Here is a 24,282-nt window from a genome sequence, read left to right as displayed (position 1 = left end):
CGATGAGAATTCAGTTAAAATAAACTTATAGTCATTGCGGGTCAAATTGTTGAGCCGTGACGTCGCTAGATATCAGAAAGTTGAGAAATAAATGGAAGTTAGTATAGGTTATTGGATTGGTTTCTTCGCCTTTGTTTTGGTCATGTTGGCCCTCGATTTGGGAGTCTTCCACAAAACCAACGCGGCACCAACCATGAAGGAGTCACTACTTTGGAGCGCCTTTTGGATCGGTTTGGCCTTTATTTTTGCCGGTGGTCTCTGGTTCTTTACGGGTGGTGATCATGCCCTAGACTTTGTGACGGCATACTTGCTGGAAAAGTCGTTGAGTATTGATAACTTGTTTATCTTCATCTTGGTCTTTGGTTTCTTTGGGATTGAATTGAAGTATCAACACCGTTTGTTATTCTGGGGTGTTTTCGGTGCCTTAGTGATGCGTGTGATTTTTATCTTCGGTGGGGCTGCATTGTTACATCACTTCGCATGGTTGATGTACATCTTTGGTGCCTTCCTGATCGTCACTGGTGTGAAGATGCTGTTTGAAAAAGAAGAAGCACAAGACTTGAATGATAGTTTTATCATTAAGGGATTGCGTAAAATTTTACCTTTGAAGGAAGATGTTGCGGAACCACATTTCTTGGTTAAAGAAAATGGGAAACGTTATGCCACCCAATTCTTGTTGGCATTGTTGTTTATTGAAGCTTCCGACTTATTGTTTGCGGTTGACTCAATTCCGGCCGTCCTTGCGGTGACACAAGACACGTTCATCGTGGTGACGTCAAATATTTTTGCTATCATGGGATTACGTTCTTTGTATTTTGCCTTGTCAGGTATTCTGCCAATGTTCCGCTACATCAAGTACGCGTTGGCTGTTATTTTGGCCTTTATTGGGGTCAAGATGGTCTTGAACGAGACTGCCAAGGCATTGGACTGGCACTTCCACATTTCAAACGTGGTGTCATTATCAGTGATTATTGGTTTGTTAACGTTATCAATCGTTGCCTCAGTAATTGTCTCACGTGTCCAAGAACGTCGAAAGTTCAAAGCATAACCTTGATAAAGGACCTGTGTTACAGACAGGTCCTTTTTTTATTGGCTGACGGTCGACAGCGCGTATACTAACGCTATTACTAAGATTGGGGACATGAAGATGACAAAACGAATCATTACGACAACGCAGGCGCCGGCTGCGATCGGACCATATTCACAAGCTGTTTTAAGCAACGGTACGCTGTATGCATCGGGTCAAATCGGTTTAGTACCAAGTACTGGTGAATTTGCAGGTGCGTCAACGCTTGAACAAGCTAACCAGGTTTTTACTAATATTGATGGGTTATTGGATGCTGCTGAGTTGACACGGGCTGATATTGTTAAGGTGAGCGTTTACCTAGTTGACATGGCAGATTTTGCGCTGGTGAATGATATCTATGCGCGCTTCTTCCAGGACGTTGACGTGTTACCAGCGCGTTCAGCGGTTGCAGTGGCAACGTTACCCAAAGCTGCACGTATTGAAATTGAAGTTATTGCCAATAAATAAGTAAGAAAATCAAGCGACTGCATCTGTTGGTGTGGTCGCTTTTGTGTTACAATGAAAGCGTTTACTAAAAGATTATTAATGAATGAAAGCGAGATCAACCATGGCATTGGAAAAGATTTTATTTGGTACTTATACGCGACGTGTTTCAAAAGGAATTTACGAAGCTGCATTGAACACGGAAACTGGTGAGTTGCAAGATGCTAAGTTGGTTGCTGAAGTTGGATCACCAACTTACTTGGCCTTGAGTAAGGCTAACACATTGTATGCAGTCGATAAAAACGGTGATCAAGGTGGGCTCGCGGTCCTTAATTTCGCGGATGATACGGCAACGTTGACCCAAGAAGTTTTGGCAGAAGGTGCTTCACCTGCTTATGTGGCGGTTGATGAGGCACGTCAATTGTTGTACTCAGGTAACTACCACAAGGGGACGTTAGAAGTCTTTGCGATTGCCGCTGATGGTTCATTGACGTTGACGGATAGTTTTCAATCTGAAGGTACCGGCCCTCGCCCAGAGCAAGGTTCATCACACGTGCACTGGAATAATCTAACGCCAGACAATCGTGTCGCGGTTGTTGATTTGGGTGCCGACAAGGTGTTGACGTTTGATGTCTCTGATGCCGGTAAGTTGACGTTAGTTGCGACGTATGAGACGGAGGCTGGTTTTGGCCCACGTCATTTGCGTTTCAGCCCTGATGGTCAATATGCCTACTTGTTAGGTGAGCTGTCATCACAACTTTCAGTTTTGAAGTACAATGCGGATGGTTCATTCACGCATTTGCAAACTGTGGCAACAATTCCGGCTGATTGGACGGAGCACAATGGTGGTGCGGCGATTTACTTGTCAAACGACGGTAAGTTTGTCTATACATCAAACCGTGGTCACAACTCAATCGCGGTCTTTGCAGTAAAGGATAACGGTGCTTCTGTTGCACATATCCAATGGATTTCAACTGAAGGCGATTTCCCACGTGATTTCGCTTTGAGCCCAGATGACGCCTTTTTGGTTGCGGCTAACCAAAACACGGATAATGTTACGGTATACCGTCGAGATGCCGTAACGGGCGAGCTAACGTTGTCACAAAAGGACTTCGAAATTCCCGAATCAGTGCGTGTATTGTTCATCTAAGCTTGATACAATAAAACCAGTACCAGTCATGGTGCTGGTTTTTTATATATGGGGGATAAAAGATGACAAATCGCGAGACGAAACAATCTGTCTTTCAACGATGGTTGTTAAACAATAAAATCATCTCAAGTATGCTAATCATATTGCTACTATTAGCGATTATTTACATGTTTGACAAAGTAAATTTTATATTTGAACCGATTGTGGCACTGTTCAGTGCGGTCGGTGCGCCAATCATCATTGCAGGCGTGTTTTATTATCTCTTGAATCCGATTGTGGATTGGGCGGAACGTCGGTATAAGATGTCGCGTGTTGCGACGATTACGGTGCAGTTTTTGGTATTGTTGGTGTTGATTGTCTGGGGCTTAGCTGTCTTTATTCCGTGGTTGAGCGACCAAATCGTCGGTTTGATCAATCATTGGCCGGAATATTGGCGAGCTTTGGTCAAAATGATCGATCAGTTAACGGCTGACAAGCGCTTTGCTGATGTAAATAAGTGGTTTAATCAGACGAATAGTGATATTTCAAAATGGGTCCAAGATTACTCAGCTGAGTATGCGAAAAAAGGCATTCATGGCGTGAGTTCGGTTGTTGGTACATTGACTTCAGCCATTATCACAATTGTGACGTTCCCGTTGATTTTGTTTTATTTGCTAAAGGATGGCCACCAGATGCCAAGCTACATGGCGAAGTTTTTGCCACCTAAAGCACGCGGCTCATTTTTGGATACTATCGGCGAGATTAACAAGCAAATTTCGAACTACATTCGGGGGCAATTGTCAGTCGCGTTTGCAGTGATGGTCATGTTTGCAATAGGTTATACGATTATCGGTTTGCCGTATGGTTGGTTAATTGCCATTAGTGCAGGTTTGTTAAACTTAATTCCGTTTCTGGGATCGTTTTTAGCGATGGTTCCGGCGGTGGTTGTTGGACTGTTCGTTTCGCCCATGATGTTGGTCTATGTGTTCATTGTCTTTATGATTGAGCAAACATTGGAAGGAAAAGTGATTGCGCCAAAGTTGCTTGGTAACTCACTCAAAGTTCATCCAGTAACGGTTGTGGTTATCTTGCTATCGGCGGGTAATATTTTTGGCCTGGCCGGGGTGGTTTTTGGTATTCCGGGCTATGCGATTGCCAAAGTACTGATTTATCGCTTGTATAAGTGGTGGCAGTTGAACTCAGGTCTGTTTCGAGACGAAACCAACCAGTAAAGACATTAATAAGGTTTTTTAAGTATAGCGCGGTCGAGGATTTGTCCGTGCTATACTTATTTTTGTATGCAATAACGCATTGGGGGAGGGGAGGACCCGCCCTAGAAAAGGAGATTATCATGAGCACGAATCATATTGTATTGTTTGAGCCATTGATGCCAGCAAATACTGGAAACATCGCCCGTACGGCAACGGGAACGAACACGAAATTACACCTGATTGAACCATTGGGATTTAAGTTGGATGATAAGCACGTTAAGCGCGCTGGGTTGGACTACTGGGACACAGTTGACATTACGGTCCACGAGAATTTGCCAGCCTTTATGGCAACGCTTAAGGACACGGATGAGTTGTTCTTGATTTCTAAGTTTGCGCCACGGGCTTATCACGAGGCAGATTACACGAATCCTGATCACGATTATTACTTCTTGTTCGGTAAGGAAACGACCGGTTTGCCAGAGCCGTTCATGAAGCAACATCCTGAAAAGGCGTTGCGTATTCCACAAAACGATGAACACATTCGTTCGCTGAACTTGTCAAACACGGCCGCTATTATTATCTACGAAACGTTGCGTCAACAAGGTTTCCCAAATCTTGATTTGACGCACGAATATGATTACGACAAGTTAAAGTAATAAATGAACAATTATTTACTTAAGAAAGGAGGCTGCGATGGCAGCGACGACTAAACGACGTCCCGCCTCCAAGGCAAAAGCACGACCACGCAAAAAGCCGGCCCCTCGAAAAAAAGCCAGTAATGACACAATGACTTGGCTAAAGGATCGTGGGCCCCAATTCTTAGGCTTATTTGCTAGTCTGTTGGCCGTCCTTGCAATTGCCAAAGTTGGCTTGGTGGGTAAGTTTATCGCCAACATGGTGCGCCTGATTGTTGGGGGCTCATACCAATTTTTGTTGCTAGTCTTGCTTGTGCCATTTCTCGTGGTGCTTGCATATGGTCAGTGGCCACGACGATTTAAGTGGCAACATTATGTTGGTTTTGGCCTATTTTATTTAGGTATCATGTTGGTCGGATCAATTTTGTTGTTCAACAAAATGAACGTCCACAACAACTATACACAGGTTATTCAGACATTGATTAATCAAGATCTCAATAATCATGCTGTCACGACGCCAGTTGGTGGTGGCTTGATTGGGGCGGTGCTATACAGCGCAACTTACATAGCATCATCTAATTTTGGCTCATGGTTAATTGCCATTGTGTTGTTAATTATTGGTTTAGTGGTGATGTTTAATTTACCATTGCGCGAGGTCTTTGATAACTTCTTTAAGTTAGCTGAAGGCACGGGCGACTTTGTGCAAACGCAGGCAACGACAGCCCACGAAAAGGTCACGGAATCAATTGAAGGGTTCCGCGATCGACAGCGCACGGCGATGAATGATTTCTTCAATGATGACCCGTTTGCATCAGAGGGGGATAAAGCAGCCAAGTTGGCTGGCGTTGTACCGGAAGCGGATGCTAGTCAACCCGTTAAATTAGCGACAACGAAGGCAAAGTCACCACAAGACGTGTTAGCGGATGCTGCTGAGGCTGAAGCGACGGCGACAGAATTTAAGATGCCAGAAATTGTGGCACCGTTGCCACATCACGAGACGGCGCCAACGGTACCGGCACCAGTTACGCCTAGTGCAACTGCGCCGGCGCCTGAACCTGATTTGACGCAAGTGCCTATACCATCGCTTGACGATGCACCAGCAGCGTCGATGAGTTTTGACCCGGATTTCGATCCGACTGATGTTATTCAGTCAGAACATGAAGAAATTGCACCAGTTGTCTATGGTGCGGACATACCGGATGATGACTTATTACCGGGACAAGAAACGCCATTGACGCACGCAGATATCTTGGGGCACAGCAATCAAGCAACATCACCAAAGACACAAGCGCATCAAGCCGGTGTCGGTCACGTTGAACCATCAACAATCACAGAACCCAAGGCAGACGTTGATGCGTCAGGATTGGGTACGGTGATTGATGATAAGGATTACGTCTTACCGACCACTGAACTGTTGCAACACATTGGTTCAACCGACCAATCTGCTGAGCGTGATGCACTAAATGAAAAGGCACGTATCTTACATGAAACATTGAAGAGCTTTAACATCAATGCCACGGTTGAAAAAGTTGTGTTGGGACCAACGGTAACCCAATATGAAATTAAACCAGCAGTTGGGGTGAAGGTTTCAAAGATTCAAAACTTAGCCGACGATTTGGCGCTCGCCTTAGCGGCTAAGTCACTGCGTATTGAGGCGCCAATTCCAGGTAAAAACGTCGTTGGTATTGAAGTGGCGAATGACCAACAGGCGACGGTTGGTTTCCGGGACATGGTCGAAGAGGCTGGTGTTGATACGGAGAAACCATTGGTTGTGCCAATTGGGCGTGGTGTTACAAGTGGTGTCGTGAAGTTGGATTTGACGAAGATGCCGCACTTGCTGATTGCCGGTTCAACTGGTTCAGGTAAGTCAGTCGCAATCAACGGTATCTTGGCGTCGATTTTGTTGCAAGCAAAGCCGTCGCAGGTACGCTTGATGTTAGTTGACCCCAAGAAGGTTGAGTTGTCAGTCTATAATGATATTCCCCACTTGATTACACCAGTGATTTCAGATCCTAAGAAGGCGTCACTTGGTTTGAAGAAAGTGGTCGCTGAAATGGACCGGCGTTTCAAACTGTTAGCCGAAGAAGGTGTGCGTAACATTGATGGGTATAACCGGTTTGTTGAAAAGCAAAATGCGAGCGACCCAAGTACAGTGTTACAAAAGATGCCTTATTTGGTTGTTATCATCGACGAGTTGGCCGATTTGATGATGACATCAACGGTGTCCGGCGATGTCGAAAATGCCATTGTGCGTATCGCACAACTTGGACGTGCAGCGGGAATCCACATGATTGTCGCGACGCAACGCCCATCCGTTGATATCATTACCGGTTTGATTAAAGCGAACGTGCCATCACGTATGGCGTTTGCTGTGTCATCCGGGGTCGATTCACGGACGATTTTGGATAGTAACGGGGCTGAAAAGTTGTTAGGTCGTGGTGATATGCTGTTCGCGCCAATCGGTTCGAACGGACCACAACGTGTGCAAGGCGCGTTCTTGACGGATGAAGACGTGGAAGCATTGACGGACTTTATTAAGAATCAAGGTGAAGCGCAGTACGATGACAGCATGACGGTTTCCGATGAAGAAGTGCAAGCGCTTGAAAACGGTGGCGATGGTGCTGACGATTTGGATGAAAAATGGGACGAAGTACTTGAATTTATCCTTCGTGCCGGCGGTGCCTCAACTTCATCAATTCAGCGTCACTTCGGCATGGGGTACAATCGTGCTGGTCGTATCGTGGATGCGTTGGAAGATCGGGGACTGGTGGGACCAGCAAATGGTTCTAAGCCGCGTGAATTGCGTTTTACACCCGAAATGCTTGACCGATTCCGTAAAAACGCGTGATAATAGCGCTAAAGAAAATTAATCAGGGGGCAATCCAATGATTCGCTATGATTTAACAGCGCCATTGCAAGGCACAGAGCTTGTTGCAATGTATCGCAAGGATTTCGACGTTGATGTCGGTCGTTTATATACTTTTATTCCTGAGTTGAATGGGTTCCAATTGCACTACAATCACGATGTGGTTGTGCCAGCTACGGAAATGCGCGCTGATGATGACGCCCGTTTCTACTTGCAAGTGCACGGTCAAAACCCAACCGGTCGCGGGCGCATGGCGGATATTGATTTCCAACTTGTCCAACGTGACGAAATTAACTGGGGTTAAACTTGAAACGTCTACTGTGTGATGACAGTGGACGTTTTTTTGTTGGCGATAACTGGAAAATCTCAACTAAATATTAAGAACGGCCCATATGCGATAAAAATTAGGTACAATGTCAATAACAGAATATAGGATGGGGACAGTGATGATTGAATTAACACATCTGAACAAGCAGTTTGGTGATAAAATTGCGGTTCAGGATATGAATATGCGTCTGAATCCTGGTGAAGTTATGGGGTTGATTGGCCAAAATGGGGCTGGTAAGACGACGACTTTTCGCATGATTTTGGATTTTATCGAACCAACGTCGGGTACGGTGACTTGGGATGGCCATGCCATCACTGCTGTAGACAAGCAGCGGATTGGTTTTTTGCCTGAAGAGCGTGGCCTGTATCAGAAATTGACGATAGAAGAACAAGTCATGTATTTTGCCGAGCTACACGGGATGAAACGGTCTGATGCGAAATCAGCCTTAGTAGATTGGATGAAGCGGCTTGACGTGGTGGGTAAGCCAAGTGACAAGGTGCAAAAACTATCTAAGGGAAATGCACAAAAAGTACAATTGATTGCGACAGTCATCTTCGAACCGGATTTCTTGATTTTAGACGAACCGTTTACGGGGTTGGACCCAGTCAATACGGAGTTGATGATGCAAGAAATTATGCGCTTGAAGCATGAGGGGGCCATGATTATTTTTAGTTCACACAATATGAGTGGTGTCGAAAAATTGTCTGATCAACTGACGATGCTTCGTCATGGTGAGACGGTGTTGCACGGTGACACCAATGCAATCCGCGAATCGTTCGGACGAACTGAGATTTATTTGGAGTCGCCGGTTACGGATGCTGAGTTGCGTGAGATTGCCGGCGTGAAAAGTATTACGCCACAGGGACCTGGCCGTCATCTGCAATTAACTGACGCAGCGGTTGGCCGCGAAGTCTTTCAGTTGGTTGCCCAAGATGGGTATGTGCCAGTCTTTGCGCAACAACCACCGACATTGGACGAAATTTTCCGTCGCGAAGTACAAGGAGGGCAAGCATAATGACAGCCAAGCAGTTAATGTTAGTCGCCCGTCAGACGTATAAAACGCGGATTAAGTCGGTCGGCTTTTGGTCATTGGTCTTAGCACCAATGCTAATTTTGTTAGTGATTGCTGGTATTTCGTTTATTATTACCGCCACTCAGAGTCATAAGACACCTGTTGTGGGGGTGGTGAATGAACCAGCTTTAGCGACATACTTAAAAAAAGATGATGCCTTTGACATCAAAGTGAAAAATGTGACTGACGAGAAACAGGCAAAGCGAGAATTGACAAAAGGAAAGCTGGATGCCTATTTAGCAACTGCCAATCAAAAGTATGAATTGGTGAATTCTGCAGATGGGCAATCTGTTTCTGAAACAAAAATGAAGGCGTCGCTGAATACGTACACGATGTTGGCGAAAGCGTCGGCAATGAAGTTGTCACCAACTGAGCTTCAAACATTGATGACGCCACCGACTTTGACCACGAAAGTTCAAAGTGACAAGGGTGAAACTCGTGGCGGTGCCGCAGCGGATACAGCTAATTATGCCTTGGCCTCAGCTTTGGGGATTTTGATTTTTGTGTTCTTGACATCATACGTCAGCATGATTGCACAAGAGATAGCGAATGAGAAGTCATCACGCATTATGGAAATCTTGCTGTCTGCAACATCACCAGCGGTGCAGTTTTTCGGTAAGCTAACTGGCATTGCCTTGTTAGCGATTACCCATGCGGCCTTGTATGTGGTGGCGGGGTTAGTTGTGAACGTGTTTGCGCCACATTATAAGTATCTAAAGATGGTTAAGAGCCTACTGGCCGGCGTTGATATGGGCTTCGCCATTATGTCGTTGTTGCTCGCTCTTGTGGCTATCTTCATGTACATGGTGTTGACAGCAATTCTGGCGGCAATGGTTAATGACCAAAGTCAGGTGCAACAAGCCGTTGCACCAATGACTTATGTCGCCATGATTGGGTACGTCTTGACGTTTACGTTGTCAGGTCAACCGCACAATACGTTCTTGAACGTTTTATCATTCGTGCCATTTATTTCTCAAACCTTGATGCCAGCCCGGTTGGGACTACAATATGCAACGATGGGGGATGCCACCATTGCATTGGTATTAGAATTAATTGTTTTGATTTTCCTAAGTCGGTTCGGTCTGCGTGTTTATAAGCGCAACGTGCTGACTTACAGTGATGGTAATATCACCAAGGCAGCCTTAGGCAGTCTGAAGGGATTGTTTGTTAAAACGAAGGATTAAACAAAAAGGAAGTGCGTCAATATTGACGCACTTCCTTTTTGTTAACGCTTTAGTTGTTCTTCGTCCTTCTTACCCAAAAAACGATCCTTATTATCGTCTTTGACATCAGGCATGACGAATAAATCATCAAATTGCTTGCTTAGTTCATCAGTTCGCTTTGTTTGCAATGGCATAGTAGCACCCCCGGTTAAAATATTATCTCTAGTATAACATGTTAACTTAATGGGGACTTTATGGATGCCAATGAACGACTTTTCACAAAAATGATAACGGTTACAAATTCATAATTCAATCATACTCGCCCTGTAATATAAGTTCTTGCAAGTGATGATTATATAAGAAAAGGACTAACAATATAATGAAGGCTGTACAAAAGATGGCACTAACAGTGGGCGCGATGATTACTGGCGTGTGGGGGTTGACGGAACAAGGGTTTGCCGCAAGCACTGCTGCAATGCCAACGCCAAGCAACACAGATATGTTAATTGCCATGGCTGGTGTTTTACTTACGGTTGCTGCAATCAGCGTTTACGTTTACCGAACAAAATAATGATTTAATCGCATGTCCTAACCAAGGATGTGCGTTTTTTTGTTCAAATGTCTGGGGTTAAATTAAACCGAATGTCGGCGTATAATAAGAAAGGAATATTTGTCGAAAGGAAAAGCGAATGGCGTCAGAACATATTGAACAAAAGTTAGCCTTGTTACCAGATTTGCCGGGTTCATATCAAATGAAAGATATCAACGGCAAAATCATTTACGTTGGTAAGGCGAAGAATCTAAAAAATCGTGTACGGTCGTATTTTAAGAGCGAACACACTGGTAAAACGGCGCAGTTGGTTGAGAATATCGCGGATTTTGATTTTATAGTGACAAGCTCTGAAAAAGAGTCCTTGCTCCTTGAAATCACCTTGATTCAAAAGTACCAACCTTATTACAACATTCGTTTGAAGCGCGGGACGGGGTACCCTTACATTAAAATCACCCATGAAGCCGATCCGAAATTGGAGTTGGCAAATGATGTTAAGGAGGACGGTGCCCAGTACTTTGGTCCGTATCCAAACGTCTACGCTGCCCAGGAAACGTTACACTTCCTGCAAAAGGTGTACCCACTCCGGCGTTGTAACGGTTATCAAGGTCGTCCTTGCTTGTACGCTAACATGGGGCAATGCTTGGGTGCATGCTATCGTCAGGTCCCATTTACGGAGTATTTGGACCAAATTAAAAAGATCCAACGCTTCTTGGATGGTGATACGAAAGAAGTGACAAAGGTCCTGAACGAGAAGATGAACACGGCTTCGGAAAATTTGGAATTCGAACGGGCGGCTGATTTACGCGATCAGTTGAAGTTTATCGAAACAACGGTTGAGAAACAAAAGATTATTTCCAAGGACGGTACACCACGAGACCTATTTAATTTTTATATGGATAAGGGTTGGCTGTCTGTCCAGGTCTTCTTCGTACGGCAAGCGCGACTGATGAAACGTGAGAAGCGTACGTTTGCAATTGTGGAGTCAGCTGAAGAAGAAATGACCAGTTTTATTTTGCAGTTCTATAATCGGAAAAATGCCGTGTTGCCAAAAGAAATCTTAGTGCCGGCCGGAGTTGATAAAGCGATGATTTCGGACGTGCTGCACGTGCCAGTGCGGACACCGCAACGTGGTGAAAAGCGTGATCTATTAGATTTGGCAGAGAAAAACGCAAAGATTGTGTTGGATGAGAAGTTCCGTTTGATGGAAATGAATGAGTCGAAGACAAGTGGTGCTATGCAAGAAATCGCGGATGCATTGGGGATTCCTGAAATCCACCGCATTGAGGCATTCGATCACTCACACACGCAAGGGGCCGAAATGGTGTCTGCGATGGTCGTCTTTGAGGATGGTGTCCCTAATAAAAATAAGTACCGGAAGTACAAAAACAAGACAGTCGAGCATGCGGATGAACGGGCTGAAACGATGGAAGTCATTCGCCGTCGATATACCCGTTTGCTTAAGGAACATGCTGAAATGCCAGATTTGATTTTGATGGACGGTGGTGTCATTCAGCTGAACGCTGCCCGTGAAGTCATTGAGGACGAATTGGGGCTTGATATTCCAGTTGCGGCCATGGTGAAAAACGATCAGCACAAAACAGCAGATTTGTTGCGTGAAGAGGGTGAACCGCACGTGAACTTGGATCCAAAGTCACAAGGCTTCTTCTTGTTGCAGCGGATTCAGGACGAAGTGCACCGTTTTGTGATTACGTTCCACCGGCAATTACGTTCTAAGAGCTCTTTGGGCTCAAAATTGGATGAAATTGCTGGCGTTGGTCCCAAGACACGTCAGAAGTTGCTGGCTAAGTTTGGCTCATTAAATAAGATTGCGAATGCCTCAATAGATGACCTGCGAGAAGTGGGCGTATCTGAAAAAGTGGCTAATGCAATCAAAATTTCGTTGCAAGCAATTCAGCATGCTGATGATTAAAGGTGGTCAAACCCGCTTAATTACTGTAAAATGATAAGCGACAAAATACGCCTGTTACAATGGAATTTGTGTTTGGCGTGCCAGCTTGTCCTGTTCGCATGACTCGGTCTGATGAGCTGGTTTATTATAGAGTAAGAGCTTAAAAAAGAAAGTGAGGTCATAAACCATGGCGTTTGTCGACCAAGTTAAAATTTTTGTGAAGGCCGGTAAGGGTGGCGATGGTGCCGTTTCTTTCCGTCACGAAAAGTATATTAATATGGGTGGTCCATTTGGTGGTGACGGTGGTCACGGTGGATCAGTTGTAATGGAAGTTGATGAAGGGTTGCGTACGTTGATGGATTTCCGTTACAAGCGCCACTTTAAGGCAACTCCTGGTGGTAACGGAGCCACTAAGGGGATGACGGGTAAGTCATCTGATGATTTGATTATTAAGGTACCTCAAGGAACGACGATTACTGAAGCTGAAACAGGTCGCGTCATTGGCGATTTGACCGAGCAAGGTCAACGTTTGGTGGTTGCTCAAGGTGGTCGTGGTGGTCGTGGTAACATGCGTTTTGCCTCGTCAACAAATCCAGCACCTGAAATCGCTGAAAACGGTGAGCCTGGTGAAGAATTGGATATCGCCCTTGAATTGAAGGTGCTAGCTGATGTTGGTCTAGTTGGATTCCCGTCTGTTGGAAAGTCAACGTTGCTGTCAGTTGTGACGGCGGCAAAGCCAAAGGTCGCAGCGTACCACTTTACGACGTTGGTTCCTAACTTGGGAATGGTTCGTTTGGAAGATGGTCGTGACTTTGTTATGGCTGACTTGCCTGGGTTGATTGAGGGTGCGTCACAAGGTGTCGGTTTGGGAATTCAATTCCTACGTCACGTTGAGCGTACGCGTGTTATTTTGCACATGATCGACATGTCAGGTATCGATCCAGAAGAAGATCCTTACGAGAATTTCTTGAAGATCAACAATGAATTGGCAGAGTATGATCCAGCCTTGTTGGAGCGACCACAGATTATCGTCCCAACGAAGATGGATATGCCTGATGCCGAAGAAACATTGGCGACATTCAAGAAAAAGCTAGCTGCGGATCCAAATGTGCCAGACGATGTTGAAATTATGCCGATTTCATCATTGACGCGCCAAGGGTTGGAACCGCTCATGCAACGAACAGCCGACTTGTTGGACGAGACGCCAGCCTTTATTCCTAAGGGGATGGAGCCTGACGACGCAGTGTCAGCTTTGTACGAGTTCTCTGAGGAACGGACACCATTCGAAATCGATCGTGATGAAGATGGTGTTTGGGTACTTTACGGTGATGAAATCGAGCGCTTGTTCAAGCGTACGAATACCAACTACACGGAATCAATGATGCGTTTTGCTCGTCAATTGCGCTTTATGGGTGTTGATGAGGCATTGCGTGATGCTGGTGCCCGTGGTGGTGACACCGTTCAAATCTTGGACTTCCAGTTCGAATTCGAAGAGTAAGTTAATTAAAAAGCCAGATGCCGGCATCTGGCTTTTTATTGTTTAATAACGAGGTAATCATTATGGCAGGAAATCAGACTGAACATATTGTGAATACAGATCAATACATTACCATTGCCGCGTCAGAATATACGTGGGAACAAACAATTAAAAAGTCGCGCTTCATTGTTAACATGGCTCGTGTTGAAACGGAAGCGGATGCCCGTGCGTTTATTGATCGCATTAACAAAGAGCATAATAAGGCCACACACAATGTTTGGTCGTATATGTTGGGGGAGCGCGACCAAGTACAACGCTACTCTGATGATGGTGAGCCAGCTGGTACGGCTGGGGTGCCGATGCTTGAAGTGTTTAAAAATAATGAGGTGCATGATATTGTGGCGGTCGTGACCCGCTATTTCGGTGGCATCAAATTAGGGGCTGGTGGTCTTGTCCGTGCGTATGCCGGTACGGTGGCTGGTGGCATTGCCGAATTGGGACTAGTGGAACGCATTCAACGCCACAAAATGTCAATTCGGGTTGACTATAAGAATTATGAGCCGCTCAAGTATTGGCTTGAACAGCATGAGTTTACGATTTTGGATACGCAGTACGATACTGGGGTAACAGTGACTGTGCCAGTTGCTGATGACGCGACGGACTCATTTGAGGCGTCAGTGCAAGATTTGTTGGCTGGTCAAGCGAATCTAACAGTTGGTGAAGTTGATTTGTTCGAAGTGCCATACGATAAACGGGTGACGGCGCAAACGTCTTCGCTGAAGTAAGCGACTAATTCCCTATATCGCATTTAACCTAGCTGACGTATAATAATTTTCATGAGGTAATTCATGAGGTGGTGAACGTGTTGAAGCGGAATATTTTGGAAATCCATGTGCTGGTACTGGCTTTCATGCTGGTTGTTTGGTATTTTCCGACAAACTTTAATTTTCTAATTTGGAACGTCTTTTTGGCCATTGTGCCGTTTGATTTGGCGTTATGGATTCGCGCAACAAAATCAACACGTTGGCTGAAATGGGGATTGACGGCGGCGTGGTTGGTTTTCTTCCCGAATACGATGTACATGGTGACTGATTTTAGTCACTTGTCATCAATTGGGACTGGTTTAATGACGGAAACGCAATTCTTTAACTATGCGATTTTAGCTAGTGGTGTTTTGATGGGAATGCTGTTTGGCATGTCGTCAGCTCACGCGGTGGCAATTGCGTATTTTGGCGAGAAAAAGCCATTGCAGACGTTGACTTTTTATGCAGGTTTATCCTTGCTATCGGCCTTTGGTATTTATTTGGGTCGTTTCCTACGATTAAATTCTTGGGAGTTAGTAACGGATATGCATGGTGTCCTAACACAGGTCGCCCAGGCGTTTACCACGCATAGTTTGGTCTTCGTGGTGTCATTTGGTGCGTTACAGTTGGCTATTTTGCTGATGTATCACGTCTTACGAAAAATGTAAGTTATTCAAAAAACCGCTCGAGCAAAAACTCGAGCGGTTTTTTTGGTTAACTTAGTCATCTAGACTGCCACCGGCGCGTAGGAAACGCGTACGGATAAAGAATAGGATAGCGTTCAGCACAATTAAGAAGGCACTGAAAATAAAAATCCCGTTATAATCCAGCACACTTGCAATCACCGTACCAAGCATTGGTCCAGCAACGGCCCCTAATGACTGGAATGACTGATTGTAAGCAAAAATACGTGATGTAATTTCACGCGGCGTTGATTTCGTCAACATGGTTTGCACCGCTGGTAACATGGTGGCATCAGAGATACCAATCATAAAACGCATGATGGCGAGTTGCCAGACGGTTGTGACAAATCCGGTTGGGAGCATAAAGATAAATGCTAAGACGAACCCAATCATAATCATACGGTGTGTACCGATGCGATCCCCGATGCGACCAAATCGCGGTGCCGCAATCATGGTTGCGATACCAGGCATGGCTGCGACAACACCTGCTAGGAAGGTTGTACTACCAGCCCCGTGATTCAACTCACGTACAAATAGGGCAACAATTGGACTGATTGACAGATTAACTGTTTGGATAATGAAAGTTGTGGTAAATAAACCAACTGTCAGTTTAGGGAAGGGGAGTAGTTTGAAAACTTCTTTGCGTGATGGTGAAGCACCGCGTTCAATAGGTGTAAACTCCTCTTTGACGAGCGTTAACGTTAAGGTGAAAACAAGTAAGAAAATAATACCAGTAATAAAAAATGAAACGCGATAGCTTACCACGGATGCTAAGATACCACCGATGAATGGGCCAAGTAGTTGACCACCGGTTACCCCAGTCACTAACATACCAAGGGCGTACCCTGAACGTTCCTTCGGGGTCTGCGTTGCAATCATGGCATTCGCGTTTGAAACGAAACCACCAAATAACCCCTGCAAAGCCCGCAGGAACACTAATTGCCAAATGTTTTGGGCAAGTCCCATGAGCAGAAACACGATGGCCATACCAAGTGAGGCGCGCAGTAACATTAACTTACGTCCTTTGCTATCTGCTAACTTACCCCAGAAAGGTGACACAATCGCTGTCATCAAAAAGGTGATGGCAAAAGCTAGCCCACTATAAAAGGTGAGCTGATTTTTACTGAAGTTACCAAGCGTATCAACGTAGAGTGATAAGAATGGCAAGACTTCACTAAATCCGATACCGGTCATAAAGACACCGAACCATAAAACAAATAGGTTACGTTGCCAAGTTGGGAGACCGGCTAATTTCTTGGTCATAAAGAAGTCTCCTTTTTCCACAGTTATTTAATTCCAAGAGACAATTGTACGCTTATTTTTCGGAAGATGCACCCGGATTGTCTAATGTAAAACTGTTAACCGAACTTAAAATGCAAGTTAAATGATTTTATTCGGCATCAGCACTTGCAATCCTTCATAAGACGTGTAATATATTGAACAATAACTTTTACACAAAAATCATTTTTGCACTTGCAGATTTAATTGCTGGAAAATGGCCAGCGAGTTTCTACCGCCTACCGAAAGTGGCGACAATCCGCAAATGACTGAATAAGAGACTCTCTTTGCAAGCATTTGTGGATCACTGTATCCAGAAATGCTTTTTTGTTACAAAAATTTTGGAGGGTTTTATGTCTCAGTTTAGTGTAACCAACAAATTTGTTCCAATGGGGTTGACCTTTGAGGACGTGCAAGTGTTAACGACGAACGCACAGGTTGTGCCTGCCAATGATGTCTCGTTAGCAACCAACCTAACACCGTCATTGCAGTTGCATATGCCAGTCTTATCTGCCGCGATGGACACGGTGACGGAAGCGCGTTTGGCAACCCAAATTGCCTTGCTTGGTGGTATGGGTGTGGTACACAAGAATATGGTCATTGCAGACCAAGCAGCTGAGGTCCAAAAAGTTAAGCAAGCAGTTGTTGATCCAGCTCGGTACCCACAAGCAGCGGTTGATTTTAATGGTCATCTACTGGTTGCTGGTGCGGTTGGGGTGACCTCAGATACGATCAAGCGCGTGGGTGCATTGGTTGAAGCTGGAGCTGACGCGATTGTCCTTGACTCAGCCCACGGTCATTCTGAAGGGGTGCTGCGCAAAGTGCGGGAAGTCCGCGATGCCTTTCCGGCGTTGAACATTATTGCTGGTAACATTGCGACGGCAGCTGGTGCAGCAGCGTTGTACGACGCTGGAGCTGACGTGGTTAAGGTTGGCATCGGGCCGGGTTCAATTTGCACGACCCGCGTAGTTGCTGGCGTGGGTGTACCACAAGTCTCAGCCATTGCGGCGGCAGCTGAAGTAGCCAAGCAATATGGTAAGACAATTATTGCGGATGGTGGTATCAAAGACGCCAATGATATTGTGAAGGCGTTGGTTTCAGGTGGTAATGCGGTCATGTTGGGTTCAATGTTGGCCGGTACGCTTGAAGCACCGGGTGAGGTGTTTACTGATGAACACACTGGTTACCAATACAAGTCATACCGTGGGATGGGGTCAATTGCTGCCATGGAAAATGGTTCAAAAGATCGTTACTTCCAAGGCGAAGTGAATGAAGCAAACAAAATGGTTCCTGAAGGGATTGAAGCACGTACGGCATACAAGGGTGCGCTAACGGATGTCCTAAATCAAGTGATGGTCGATGTTCGCCGTGGTCTTGGCGCTGCAGGTGTTCATTCAATTCGCCAGGCGGCAACAGCCGGTCATATTCGCAATGACAAGGCTGATATCGATTACACGCATTTACCACAAGTTGCACGCATCGTGGCACAACAATAGGAGGGAAACATCAAAATGACGACAGAAACGGTTACGACAGGGTTAAGCTTGGATCAAGTATTGTTGGTGCCTCGCGCATCTGACGTCTTACCAAATTCGGTTGCATTGGGCACGCAGCTGTCACCAACTGTTGCCTTGGCATTGCCAGTGATTGGGGCACCGGCGATGACTGATAAGCAAGTTGCACAACAATTTTCAGAAAACGGTGCACTGGCAATTTTGCCAGCGGGGGAAACGCAACTACAAGATGTTCAAGACTTACGATCTGCTGATGAGGCGGCGACGATTGGGGTAGCGGTCCGTAATGCGCCTGACGCGTTTGAAACAGCGGTGACGTTACACGCGGCCGGCGCAAGCGTCATCTATTACGAATTGGATGATCAACTTGATTTGGCTGTCGAATCACTCAAGTTACTGGCGCAACAAGTGCCACCATTGACAATTTTAGTGGGTCCAGTCGCTGATGAAACGATTGCCCGTCAGGTATTGGCGACAGGCATCGATGCACTAGTTGTGGCACCTACGCCAGGCCAACCGGTCTATACAGTGACAACAACACTGGCATTTGCTGAATTAGCTGCCGAATTTGATGCCGCCGTCATCTTGGGTGCTGGTATTCGTTATTCGGGTGACATTGTTAAAGCCATTGCAGCTGGGGCGATTGCTACGATGGTTGATGACCAAATCATGACGGGTGACCTGACAGATAATCTTTTCCAAATTGCCGGCGGGTTGCGTTCTGGTATGGGTTACACAGGAGCCGCGACAATTAATCAACTTCGTGAAGAAGCACAATTTGTGCAAATCACGGCGGCTGGTTTAGCTGAGAGTCACCCACACGACGTGGAGTTGACGAAAGATGCGCCAAACTACGCTAAAAATTAAGTGACGTTGAGTGCGGTGGTGACACCGCACTTTACTGTATATAAGGAAGAAAAGATGACGACAGTCGATTTAAAAATTATTAACGGGCAGGTATTAAATGTATTTTCGCAAACGTTTGAACCTGAAACGCTTTGGATTACGCAAGACCGGATTGTTTTTCGGGGTGATACAACAGCCTACGAGGCATTAACTACTTATGATGCCGCCGGTCAATTTATTATTCCGGGTTTGATTGATGCGCATATGCACGTTGAGAGTACGACCTTTGCACCAACGACCTTGGCCGCTGTGTTGTTACAGCATGGTGTAACCCGTGCGTTCATCGATCCGCATGAGATTGCCAATGTGGCTGGTGCAGCGGCTGTTCAATATATGCTTGATGAAGCCAAGCGGACGCCATTTAACTATCATGTGATGTTACCGTCTTCGGTTCCAGCCACGGCGTTCGAGCGAACGGGGGCTAAATTAACTGCAAGTGATTTGCTGCCATTTTATGCGGATCCGGTTGTCGGTGGTCTTGCTGAGGTGATGGATTATCCGGCGGTAGCCAATCATGATGCTGACATGCAACAAAAGATTGCTGATGCTTTGGCAGCACATAAACCAGTCGATGGACATGGGGCCGGCTTGACGGCGACCCAACTGGCTGATTACCGGGCCGTGGGGATTTCGACGGATCACGAAGCAACGGATGCTGACTCGGCGCTTGATCGGGTCAATCTTGGGATGCATGTGCTTGTGCGTGAGGGCACGGTTGAACAAGATGAAGTTGCGATTCTGCCGGCAATTACGGCAGCTAATCAACAGCGCTTCTCCTTCGCAACGGATGATAAGACGAGCGTTGATGTTGTTGAAAATGGCTCAATTGATCATAGCGTTCGTTTAGCGGTGGCACATGGTATGCCGCTGACACAAGCGCTGACCCTGGCAACATTGTATGCGGCCCAGGCTCATCAATTAACGGATGTGGGGGCCTTAGCTGCTGGGTATCAGGCAGATTTATTTCTAACGGCCGATTTAACAACGCTTTCGCCACAGGCGGTTATGGTTGGCGGTGCGTGGCAATCATTTGATGAGCCGATTACACCTAATCGATTTGCTGAGAACCTAATGACGGTCACGCTGCAGGCATCGGACTTGGCGTTACCGCTGGAGACTGGCCGTGCCCATGTGATTGACGTGAAACCCGGTCATATCGACACCACACACGCAATTCTTGAGGTGCCACGTGATGCGCGTGGTCAATTTGTTGCGAATGCCGAGTTTGCTAAAATTACGGTCGCCGAACGATATCATGATTTGGGAAATGGTGTCGGTATTATTCGGGGGTTGGGCCTTCGTCATGGCGCGGTTGGGACGACTTTTTCAAATGATTCTCACAATATGGTGATTGCAGGGGTCACAGATGAGCTGATGTTGCGGGCGGCTGAAGAATTGATCGCGATGGGTGGTGGCATGGTGGTCGTGTCAGATGATGGGACGGTTACGTCATTGCCACTCGATATCGGTGGGGTGATGTCGTCAGCATCAGCTGAGACAATCGTGACCCAAACAAAGGCGCTGCACGCGTCTCTGGCCGCTATTAGTGATGTCTCATTCGATATTTTCCAAACATTATCGTTTATGGCCTTGCCTGTTATTCCGAGTCTTAAAATTACGGATCAAGGGTTATTTGACTTTGAGAAGTGGGACTTTATTGATATTAACGCTGACTAAACAAAAATGGACCTTGTCGCGAAGACGAGGTCCATTTTTGTTGTAGGTTATATAAGAGATATTAATTGAGTAGATTCGCTTGGGTAAGCTGAATCAATCGCCATGTGGGTGACGAATCGACTTGCAGTCGTTCGTGGGTTGAACAACTGATTAATATCAAGTCGATATAGTTATCATATTCAGTAGTTGTGAATTAAATATGAATTTTCTGTTCTTATTCTGAAGACGTCATAAGATTTGGCGTGGAATTCGAGATAACCTAATTTTCTGGTATACTAATAAATAGAAATTAAGCGAGGTTCGACGAAAATGTACGAATATTTAAACGGTGTTATAACAGAAGTTGCACCAAACTATATTGTCGTTGAAGTTGGCGGCATTGGCTACCGTGTTTTGGTGGCGAACCCCTATGCTTTTCCAATGAATGAGTTAGAACGGGTTTATGTGGAACAAATTATTCGTGAAAATGAACAATCATTGTATGGCTTTTTAACAGCCGATGAAAAGTTGTTGTTTCAAAAGTTGTTAAATGTGTCGGGGATTGGGCCGAAGTCAGCGTTAGCAATTTTGGCGAATGCCGACCATACGGGGCTTGTTCAAGCGATTGCGGATAACGATATTACATTCTTAACGAAATTCCCGGGTATTGGTAAGAAGACTGCCCAACAAATTGTGTTGGACTTGCAAAATAAGTTGAGTGATTTGCCATTTAATAATGATATTGAAATCAACTTGGTTTTGCCTGAAAAGCAAACGAGCGATAATCCAGAATTAGCGGATGCCTTATTAGCGCTGGAAGCACTCGGCTATGCGAAGAAGGACATTACGCGGGTTGAAAAAGTGTTGACTAAGGAAGCGCAAATGACCACGGCGGAGTATGTTAGTGCTGGATTGCGTTTGTTGCAGTAAGAGTATAGAAAGGATGGTATCAAATGGCAGATGATATATTGCGTGATACCAGTGCGGAATTAGGCGAAGAGTCGATTGAGAAATCATTGCGTCCTAGTACGTTGCGACAGTACATTGGTCAAGAGCCATTGAAACAACGGTTACAAGTCTATATTCAAGCGGCTCGTCAGCGTGAGGAGCCATTGGATCATGTGCTACTGTATGGACCACCAGGACTTGGAAAGACGACGTTGGCGATGGTAATCGCGAATGAGATGGGTGTCGGGTTACGGACGACTTCCGGGCCAGCAATTGAAAAATCGGGTGATTTGTTAGCGCTATTAAATGAATTGCAACCCGGGGATGTCTTATTTATTGACGAAATTCATCGTATGCCGAAAACGGTAGAGGAAATGCTGTATTCGGCCATGGAAGACTTTTATGTTGATATCATTGCAGGCGAAGGTCCGACAGCGCGGCCAATTCACTTCCCGTTGCCACCCTTTACTTTGATTGGCGCAACGACGCGTGCCGGCATGTTATCGCAACCGTTGCGTGACCGATTTGGTATTGTTGAGCACATGGCCTATTACAATACGGATGAGTTGGCTGAAATTATTAAGCGTTCAGCTGATATATTTGATACGGAAATTCAACCAGACGGGGCGTTTGAATTAGCTCGGCGATCACGGGGCACGCCGCGTGTCGCTAACCGCTTGTTGCGTCGGGTGCGTGATTTTGCGATGGTTAAGGATCGTGACTATATTGACGATGATATGGTGAACTTTTCATTAGATTTGCTGAAAGTCGATGAAGCTGGTCTAGACGAAGTCGATCACAAAATTTTACGAACGATGATTGAATTTTATCAAGGTGGTCCAGTCGGTGTGAATACAATTGCAGCAAACATCGGCGAAGAGGTCGACACGATTGAGTCGATGTATGAACCGTACCTATTGCAAATCGGCTTCCTGCAACGGACCCCTCGCGGACGTGTCGTGACACAAGCAGCGTATGCACACTTGGATTTACCTTATATTGAAAAGAAGGGTTGAAATAGATGACTGAAGAACATTACACACTTGAAGATTTTGATTATGACTTGCCACATGAGCTAATTGCTCAGACACCATTGGAACGTCGTGATGGTTCACGTCTGCTGGAATTAAATGCAGTTACGGGTGAAGTACATGATCGCTATTTCTATGACATTTTGGATTATCTTAATCCAGGTGATGCTTTGGTGATGAACAATTCCCGTGTTTTGCCAGCGCGTTTGTATGGCGAACGTCCTGGTACTGGTGGTCACGTCGAAGTGTTGCTACTTCGGCAAGATCATGGGGATGTATGGGAAACACTTGTGAAGCCTGCTAAAAAATACCCAGTTGGACAAGAGATTACGTTTGGTGATGGACAATTGACCGCAGTGGTGACGGAAGAACTTGAACACGGTGGTCGTATGATCAAGTTTAAGTATGATGGTATTTTCCTAGAAATTTTGGAATCACTAGGTGAGATTCCTTTGCCACCATACATTAAGGAAAAGTTGGATGATAAGGAACGCTACCAAACTGTTTACTCAAAGGTAAATGGTTCAGCGGCAGCACCAACGGCTGGGTTACACTGGACGCCTGAATTGTTGCAAAAGGCTGCCGACAAGGGTGTGAAGCTTGTTGAGTTAACGTTGCACGTTGGGCTAGGAACTTTCCGTCCGGTTGAAGAAGAGAATATCGAAGATCACAAGATGCACTCAGAATTCTATCAACTATCAGCTGAGGCAGCACAAACGTTGAACGATGTTAAAGCAAACGGTGGTCGTATTATTGCGACAGGGACGACGTCAATTCGCACCTTAGAAACAATTGGTTCAAAATTCAATGGTGAGTTGCGAGAAGATTCTGGTTGGACGGACATCTTTATCAAGCCAGGGTACCAGTGGACAGTTGTTGATGCGTTTATTACCAACTTCCACTTGCCTAAGTCAACATTGGTTATGTTAGTCGCTGCATTTACAGGACGTGAAAACATTCTGAATGCCTACCAACACGCAATCGCAGAGCAATATCGTTTCTTCTCATTCGGGGATGCAATGTTTGTTCACAAGTAGGAAAAACTAATTTCAACTTTATTTGAACAAAAGGGTTGACGTTTTGCATAAGAGTGTGTATTATAAATTATGTTGTTGAGGCAACGAGTTATAAAAAGCGCTCATGCGGATGTAGTACAATGGCTAGTGCTCCAGCCTTCCAAGCTGGGAATGCGGGTTCGATTCCCGTCGTCCGCTTTGTAGATCATTGAAAACTGAATATCGTTTCGATGAAACAAATGTGTGGGGTCATCAAGCAAGTTCTTGATGCAAAAACATTTGCGAAGTCAATTCGCTAGTAAATTCGTTTAACTTCCGTTAAACAACAAAAATTGAGTTATACTCAAACTTCAAATTGAGAGTTTGATCCTGGCTCAGGATGAACGCTGGCGGCGTGCCTAATACATGCAAGTCGAACGCTTTGTGGTTCAACTGATTTGAAGAGCTTGCTCGGATATGACGATGGACATTGCAAAGAGTGGCGAACGGGTGAGTAACACGTGGGAAACCTACCTCTTAGCAGGGGATAACATTTGGAAACAGATGCTAATACCGTATAACAATAGCAACCGCATGGTTGCTACTTAAAAGATG

At 45.5% G+C, this 24,282-nt stretch carries 22 protein-coding genes, 1 tRNA gene, 1 rRNA gene and 1 riboswitch; of the genes, 22 read left to right on the top strand and 2 right to left on the bottom strand.

Annotated features, from left to right (window positions below):
• The first annotated feature begins 91 nt into the window (after nt 1-91).
• From ACJ28U_RS08215 to ACJ28U_RS08175, 9 genes are all read left to right on the top strand, one after another.
• Nucleotides 92-1,048 carry a TerC family protein gene (locus ACJ28U_RS08215; protein ID WP_010372950.1) on the top strand — a complete coding sequence of 319 codons (957 nt, stop codon included), beginning with the start codon at nt 92-94 and terminating at the stop codon, nt 1,046-1,048.
• 99 nt (nt 1,049-1,147) lie between these two features.
• The gene (locus tag ACJ28U_RS08210) at nt 1,148-1,534 is read left to right on the top strand and encodes a Rid family detoxifying hydrolase (protein WP_407618939.1); all 387 of its coding nucleotides are present in this window, start codon (nt 1,148-1,150) and stop codon (nt 1,532-1,534) included.
• A 100-nt stretch (nt 1,535-1,634) separates the two neighbouring features.
• Complete coding sequence (locus tag ACJ28U_RS08205) at nt 1,635-2,660, top strand: lactonase family protein (RefSeq protein ID WP_407618938.1); 1,026 nt, start codon at nt 1,635-1,637, stop codon at nt 2,658-2,660.
• Between the two features lie 62 nt (nt 2,661-2,722).
• A complete protein-coding gene (locus ACJ28U_RS08200; protein ID WP_407618937.1) occupies nt 2,723-3,871 on the top strand; it encodes an AI-2E family transporter in 1,149 nt (382 codons plus the stop codon).
• A 119-nt stretch (nt 3,872-3,990) separates the two neighbouring features.
• Nucleotides 3,991-4,506 carry a tRNA (cytidine(34)-2'-O)-methyltransferase gene (locus ACJ28U_RS08195; RefSeq protein ID WP_010372936.1) on the top strand — a complete coding sequence of 172 codons (516 nt, stop codon included), beginning with the start codon at nt 3,991-3,993 and terminating at the stop codon, nt 4,504-4,506.
• 37 nt (nt 4,507-4,543) lie between these two features.
• Nucleotides 4,544-7,333: a DNA translocase FtsK gene (locus ACJ28U_RS08190; protein ID WP_407618936.1), complete on the top strand. Its 2,790-nt coding sequence runs from the start codon at nt 4,544-4,546 to the stop codon at nt 7,331-7,333.
• A 37-nt stretch (nt 7,334-7,370) separates the two neighbouring features.
• Nucleotides 7,371-7,655: a hypothetical protein gene (locus ACJ28U_RS08185; protein ID WP_407618935.1), complete on the top strand. Its 285-nt coding sequence runs from the start codon at nt 7,371-7,373 to the stop codon at nt 7,653-7,655.
• Nucleotides 7,656-7,797: 142 nt separating this feature from the next.
• On the top strand, nt 7,798-8,694 hold the full coding sequence (locus ACJ28U_RS08180) for an ABC transporter ATP-binding protein (RefSeq protein ID WP_099087437.1): 897 nt from the start codon (nt 7,798-7,800) through the stop codon (nt 8,692-8,694).
• A complete protein-coding gene (locus tag ACJ28U_RS08175) occupies nt 8,694-9,935 on the top strand; it encodes an ABC transporter permease (RefSeq protein ID WP_407618934.1) in 1,242 nt (413 codons plus the stop codon). The genes ACJ28U_RS08180 and ACJ28U_RS08175 overlap by 1 nt, the downstream gene beginning before the upstream one ends.
• Before the next feature lie 41 nt (nt 9,936-9,976).
• Here ACJ28U_RS08175 and ACJ28U_RS08170 read toward each other — a convergent pair whose 3' ends face one another.
• Entirely contained in the window at nt 9,977-10,108 is a 132-nt protein-coding gene (locus tag ACJ28U_RS08170) for a hypothetical protein (protein ID WP_010372921.1), read from the bottom strand.
• A gap of 185 nt (nt 10,109-10,293) precedes the next feature.
• On the opposite strand from ACJ28U_RS08170, the gene ACJ28U_RS08165 reads away from it, so the two are divergent.
• The 5 genes from ACJ28U_RS08165 to ACJ28U_RS08145 all read left to right on the top strand — a co-directional run bounded on the left by ACJ28U_RS08165 (nt 10,294) and on the right by ACJ28U_RS08145 (nt 15,324).
• Nucleotides 10,294-10,485: a hypothetical protein gene (locus ACJ28U_RS08165; RefSeq protein ID WP_099087435.1), complete on the top strand. Its 192-nt coding sequence runs from the start codon at nt 10,294-10,296 to the stop codon at nt 10,483-10,485.
• A gap of 118 nt (nt 10,486-10,603) precedes the next feature.
• Nucleotides 10,604-12,397 (top strand): excinuclease ABC subunit UvrC, encoded by a 1,794-nt coding sequence (gene uvrC, locus ACJ28U_RS08160; protein WP_407618933.1) that lies wholly within the window; start codon nt 10,604-10,606, stop codon nt 12,395-12,397.
• Between the two features lie 166 nt (nt 12,398-12,563).
• Complete coding sequence (obgE, locus tag ACJ28U_RS08155; protein ID WP_407618932.1) at nt 12,564-13,874, top strand: GTPase ObgE; 1,311 nt, start codon at nt 12,564-12,566, stop codon at nt 13,872-13,874.
• 62 nt (nt 13,875-13,936) lie between these two features.
• Entirely contained in the window at nt 13,937-14,638 is a 702-nt protein-coding gene (locus tag ACJ28U_RS08150) for a YigZ family protein (RefSeq protein WP_099087432.1), read from the top strand.
• Nucleotides 14,639-14,715: 77 nt separating this feature from the next.
• Nucleotides 14,716-15,324, top strand: coding sequence for a DUF1361 domain-containing protein (locus ACJ28U_RS08145; RefSeq protein WP_407618931.1), 609 nt, complete (start codon nt 14,716-14,718; stop codon nt 15,322-15,324).
• A gap of 51 nt (nt 15,325-15,375) precedes the next feature.
• Here ACJ28U_RS08145 and ACJ28U_RS08140 read toward each other — a convergent pair whose 3' ends face one another.
• Nucleotides 15,376-16,602, bottom strand: coding sequence for a multidrug efflux MFS transporter (locus ACJ28U_RS08140; protein WP_010372907.1), 1,227 nt, complete (start codon nt 16,600-16,602; stop codon nt 15,376-15,378).
• Between the two features lie 194 nt (nt 16,603-16,796).
• A riboswitch (purine riboswitch) is annotated at nt 16,797-16,895 on the top strand.
• Nucleotides 16,896-16,970: 75 nt separating this feature from the next.
• Here ACJ28U_RS08140 and ACJ28U_RS08135 point away from each other — a divergent pair.
• From ACJ28U_RS08135 to ACJ28U_RS08100, 8 genes are all read left to right on the top strand, one after another.
• Nucleotides 16,971-18,113, top strand: a complete 1,143-nt coding sequence (locus ACJ28U_RS08135) for an IMP dehydrogenase (RefSeq protein ID WP_407618930.1) — start codon at nt 16,971-16,973, stop codon at nt 18,111-18,113.
• 15 nt (nt 18,114-18,128) lie between these two features.
• A complete protein-coding gene (locus tag ACJ28U_RS08130) occupies nt 18,129-18,998 on the top strand; it encodes an IMP dehydrogenase (protein ID WP_407618929.1) in 870 nt (289 codons plus the stop codon).
• Between the two features lie 54 nt (nt 18,999-19,052).
• The gene (gene ade, locus ACJ28U_RS08125; RefSeq protein WP_407618928.1) at nt 19,053-20,714 is read left to right on the top strand and encodes an adenine deaminase; all 1,662 of its coding nucleotides are present in this window, start codon (nt 19,053-19,055) and stop codon (nt 20,712-20,714) included.
• Between the two features lie 309 nt (nt 20,715-21,023).
• On the top strand, nt 21,024-21,623 hold the full coding sequence (gene ruvA, locus ACJ28U_RS08120) for a Holliday junction branch migration protein RuvA (RefSeq protein WP_407618927.1): 600 nt from the start codon (nt 21,024-21,026) through the stop codon (nt 21,621-21,623).
• Between the two features lie 23 nt (nt 21,624-21,646).
• Nucleotides 21,647-22,657: a Holliday junction branch migration DNA helicase RuvB gene (gene ruvB, locus ACJ28U_RS08115; protein ID WP_010372896.1), complete on the top strand. Its 1,011-nt coding sequence runs from the start codon at nt 21,647-21,649 to the stop codon at nt 22,655-22,657.
• A gap of 5 nt (nt 22,658-22,662) precedes the next feature.
• Nucleotides 22,663-23,709 carry a tRNA preQ1(34) S-adenosylmethionine ribosyltransferase-isomerase QueA gene (queA, locus tag ACJ28U_RS08110; RefSeq protein ID WP_407618926.1) on the top strand — a complete coding sequence of 349 codons (1,047 nt, stop codon included), beginning with the start codon at nt 22,663-22,665 and terminating at the stop codon, nt 23,707-23,709.
• A gap of 105 nt (nt 23,710-23,814) precedes the next feature.
• A tRNA-Gly gene (locus tag ACJ28U_RS08105) sits at nt 23,815-23,886 on the top strand.
• 153 nt (nt 23,887-24,039) lie between these two features.
• Nucleotides 24,040-24,282, top strand: a 16S ribosomal RNA gene (locus ACJ28U_RS08100); the annotation flags it as partial.

The sequence above is a fragment of the Weissella sp. MSCH1 genome (assembly GCF_045799135.1).
GTDB lineage: Bacteria > Bacillota > Bacilli > Lactobacillales > Lactobacillaceae > Weissella.
The sequence above is the reverse complement of the archived record's forward strand: the minus strand, read 5'-3'. Positions and strand labels throughout refer to the sequence as shown.

Excerpts from the sequence above, each read along its gene's own strand:
- ACJ28U_RS08215 (WP_010372950.1), top strand. The coding sequence starts at position 92 with ATGGAAGTTAGTATAGGTTATTGGATTGGTTTCTTCGCCTTTGTTTTG.
- ACJ28U_RS08210 (WP_407618939.1), top strand. The coding sequence starts at position 1,148 with ATGACAAAACGAATCATTACGACAACGCAGGCGCCGGCTGCGATCGGA.
- ACJ28U_RS08205 (WP_407618938.1), top strand. The coding sequence starts at position 1,635 with ATGGCATTGGAAAAGATTTTATTTGGTACTTATACGCGACGTGTTTCA.
- ACJ28U_RS08200 (WP_407618937.1), top strand. The coding sequence starts at position 2,723 with ATGACAAATCGCGAGACGAAACAATCTGTCTTTCAACGATGGTTGTTA.
- ACJ28U_RS08195 (WP_010372936.1), top strand. The coding sequence starts at position 3,991 with ATGAGCACGAATCATATTGTATTGTTTGAGCCATTGATGCCAGCAAAT.
- ACJ28U_RS08190 (WP_407618936.1), top strand. The coding sequence starts at position 4,544 with ATGGCAGCGACGACTAAACGACGTCCCGCCTCCAAGGCAAAAGCACGA.
- ACJ28U_RS08185 (WP_407618935.1), top strand. The coding sequence starts at position 7,371 with ATGATTCGCTATGATTTAACAGCGCCATTGCAAGGCACAGAGCTTGTT.
- ACJ28U_RS08180 (WP_099087437.1), top strand. The coding sequence starts at position 7,798 with ATGATTGAATTAACACATCTGAACAAGCAGTTTGGTGATAAAATTGCG.
- ACJ28U_RS08175 (WP_407618934.1), top strand. The coding sequence starts at position 8,694 with ATGACAGCCAAGCAGTTAATGTTAGTCGCCCGTCAGACGTATAAAACG.
- ACJ28U_RS08170 (WP_010372921.1), bottom strand. The coding sequence starts at position 10,108 with ATGCCATTGCAAACAAAGCGAACTGATGAACTAAGCAAGCAATTTGAT.
- ACJ28U_RS08165 (WP_099087435.1), top strand. The coding sequence starts at position 10,294 with ATGAAGGCTGTACAAAAGATGGCACTAACAGTGGGCGCGATGATTACT.
- uvrC (WP_407618933.1), top strand. The coding sequence starts at position 10,604 with ATGGCGTCAGAACATATTGAACAAAAGTTAGCCTTGTTACCAGATTTG.
- obgE (WP_407618932.1), top strand. The coding sequence starts at position 12,564 with ATGGCGTTTGTCGACCAAGTTAAAATTTTTGTGAAGGCCGGTAAGGGT.
- ACJ28U_RS08150 (WP_099087432.1), top strand. The coding sequence starts at position 13,937 with ATGGCAGGAAATCAGACTGAACATATTGTGAATACAGATCAATACATT.
- ACJ28U_RS08140 (WP_010372907.1), bottom strand. The coding sequence starts at position 16,602 with ATGACCAAGAAATTAGCCGGTCTCCCAACTTGGCAACGTAACCTATTT.
- ACJ28U_RS08135 (WP_407618930.1), top strand. The coding sequence starts at position 16,971 with ATGTCTCAGTTTAGTGTAACCAACAAATTTGTTCCAATGGGGTTGACC.
- ACJ28U_RS08130 (WP_407618929.1), top strand. The coding sequence starts at position 18,129 with ATGACGACAGAAACGGTTACGACAGGGTTAAGCTTGGATCAAGTATTG.
- ade (WP_407618928.1), top strand. The coding sequence starts at position 19,053 with ATGACGACAGTCGATTTAAAAATTATTAACGGGCAGGTATTAAATGTA.
- ruvA (WP_407618927.1), top strand. The coding sequence starts at position 21,024 with ATGTACGAATATTTAAACGGTGTTATAACAGAAGTTGCACCAAACTAT.
- ruvB (WP_010372896.1), top strand. The coding sequence starts at position 21,647 with ATGGCAGATGATATATTGCGTGATACCAGTGCGGAATTAGGCGAAGAG.
- queA (WP_407618926.1), top strand. The coding sequence starts at position 22,663 with ATGACTGAAGAACATTACACACTTGAAGATTTTGATTATGACTTGCCA.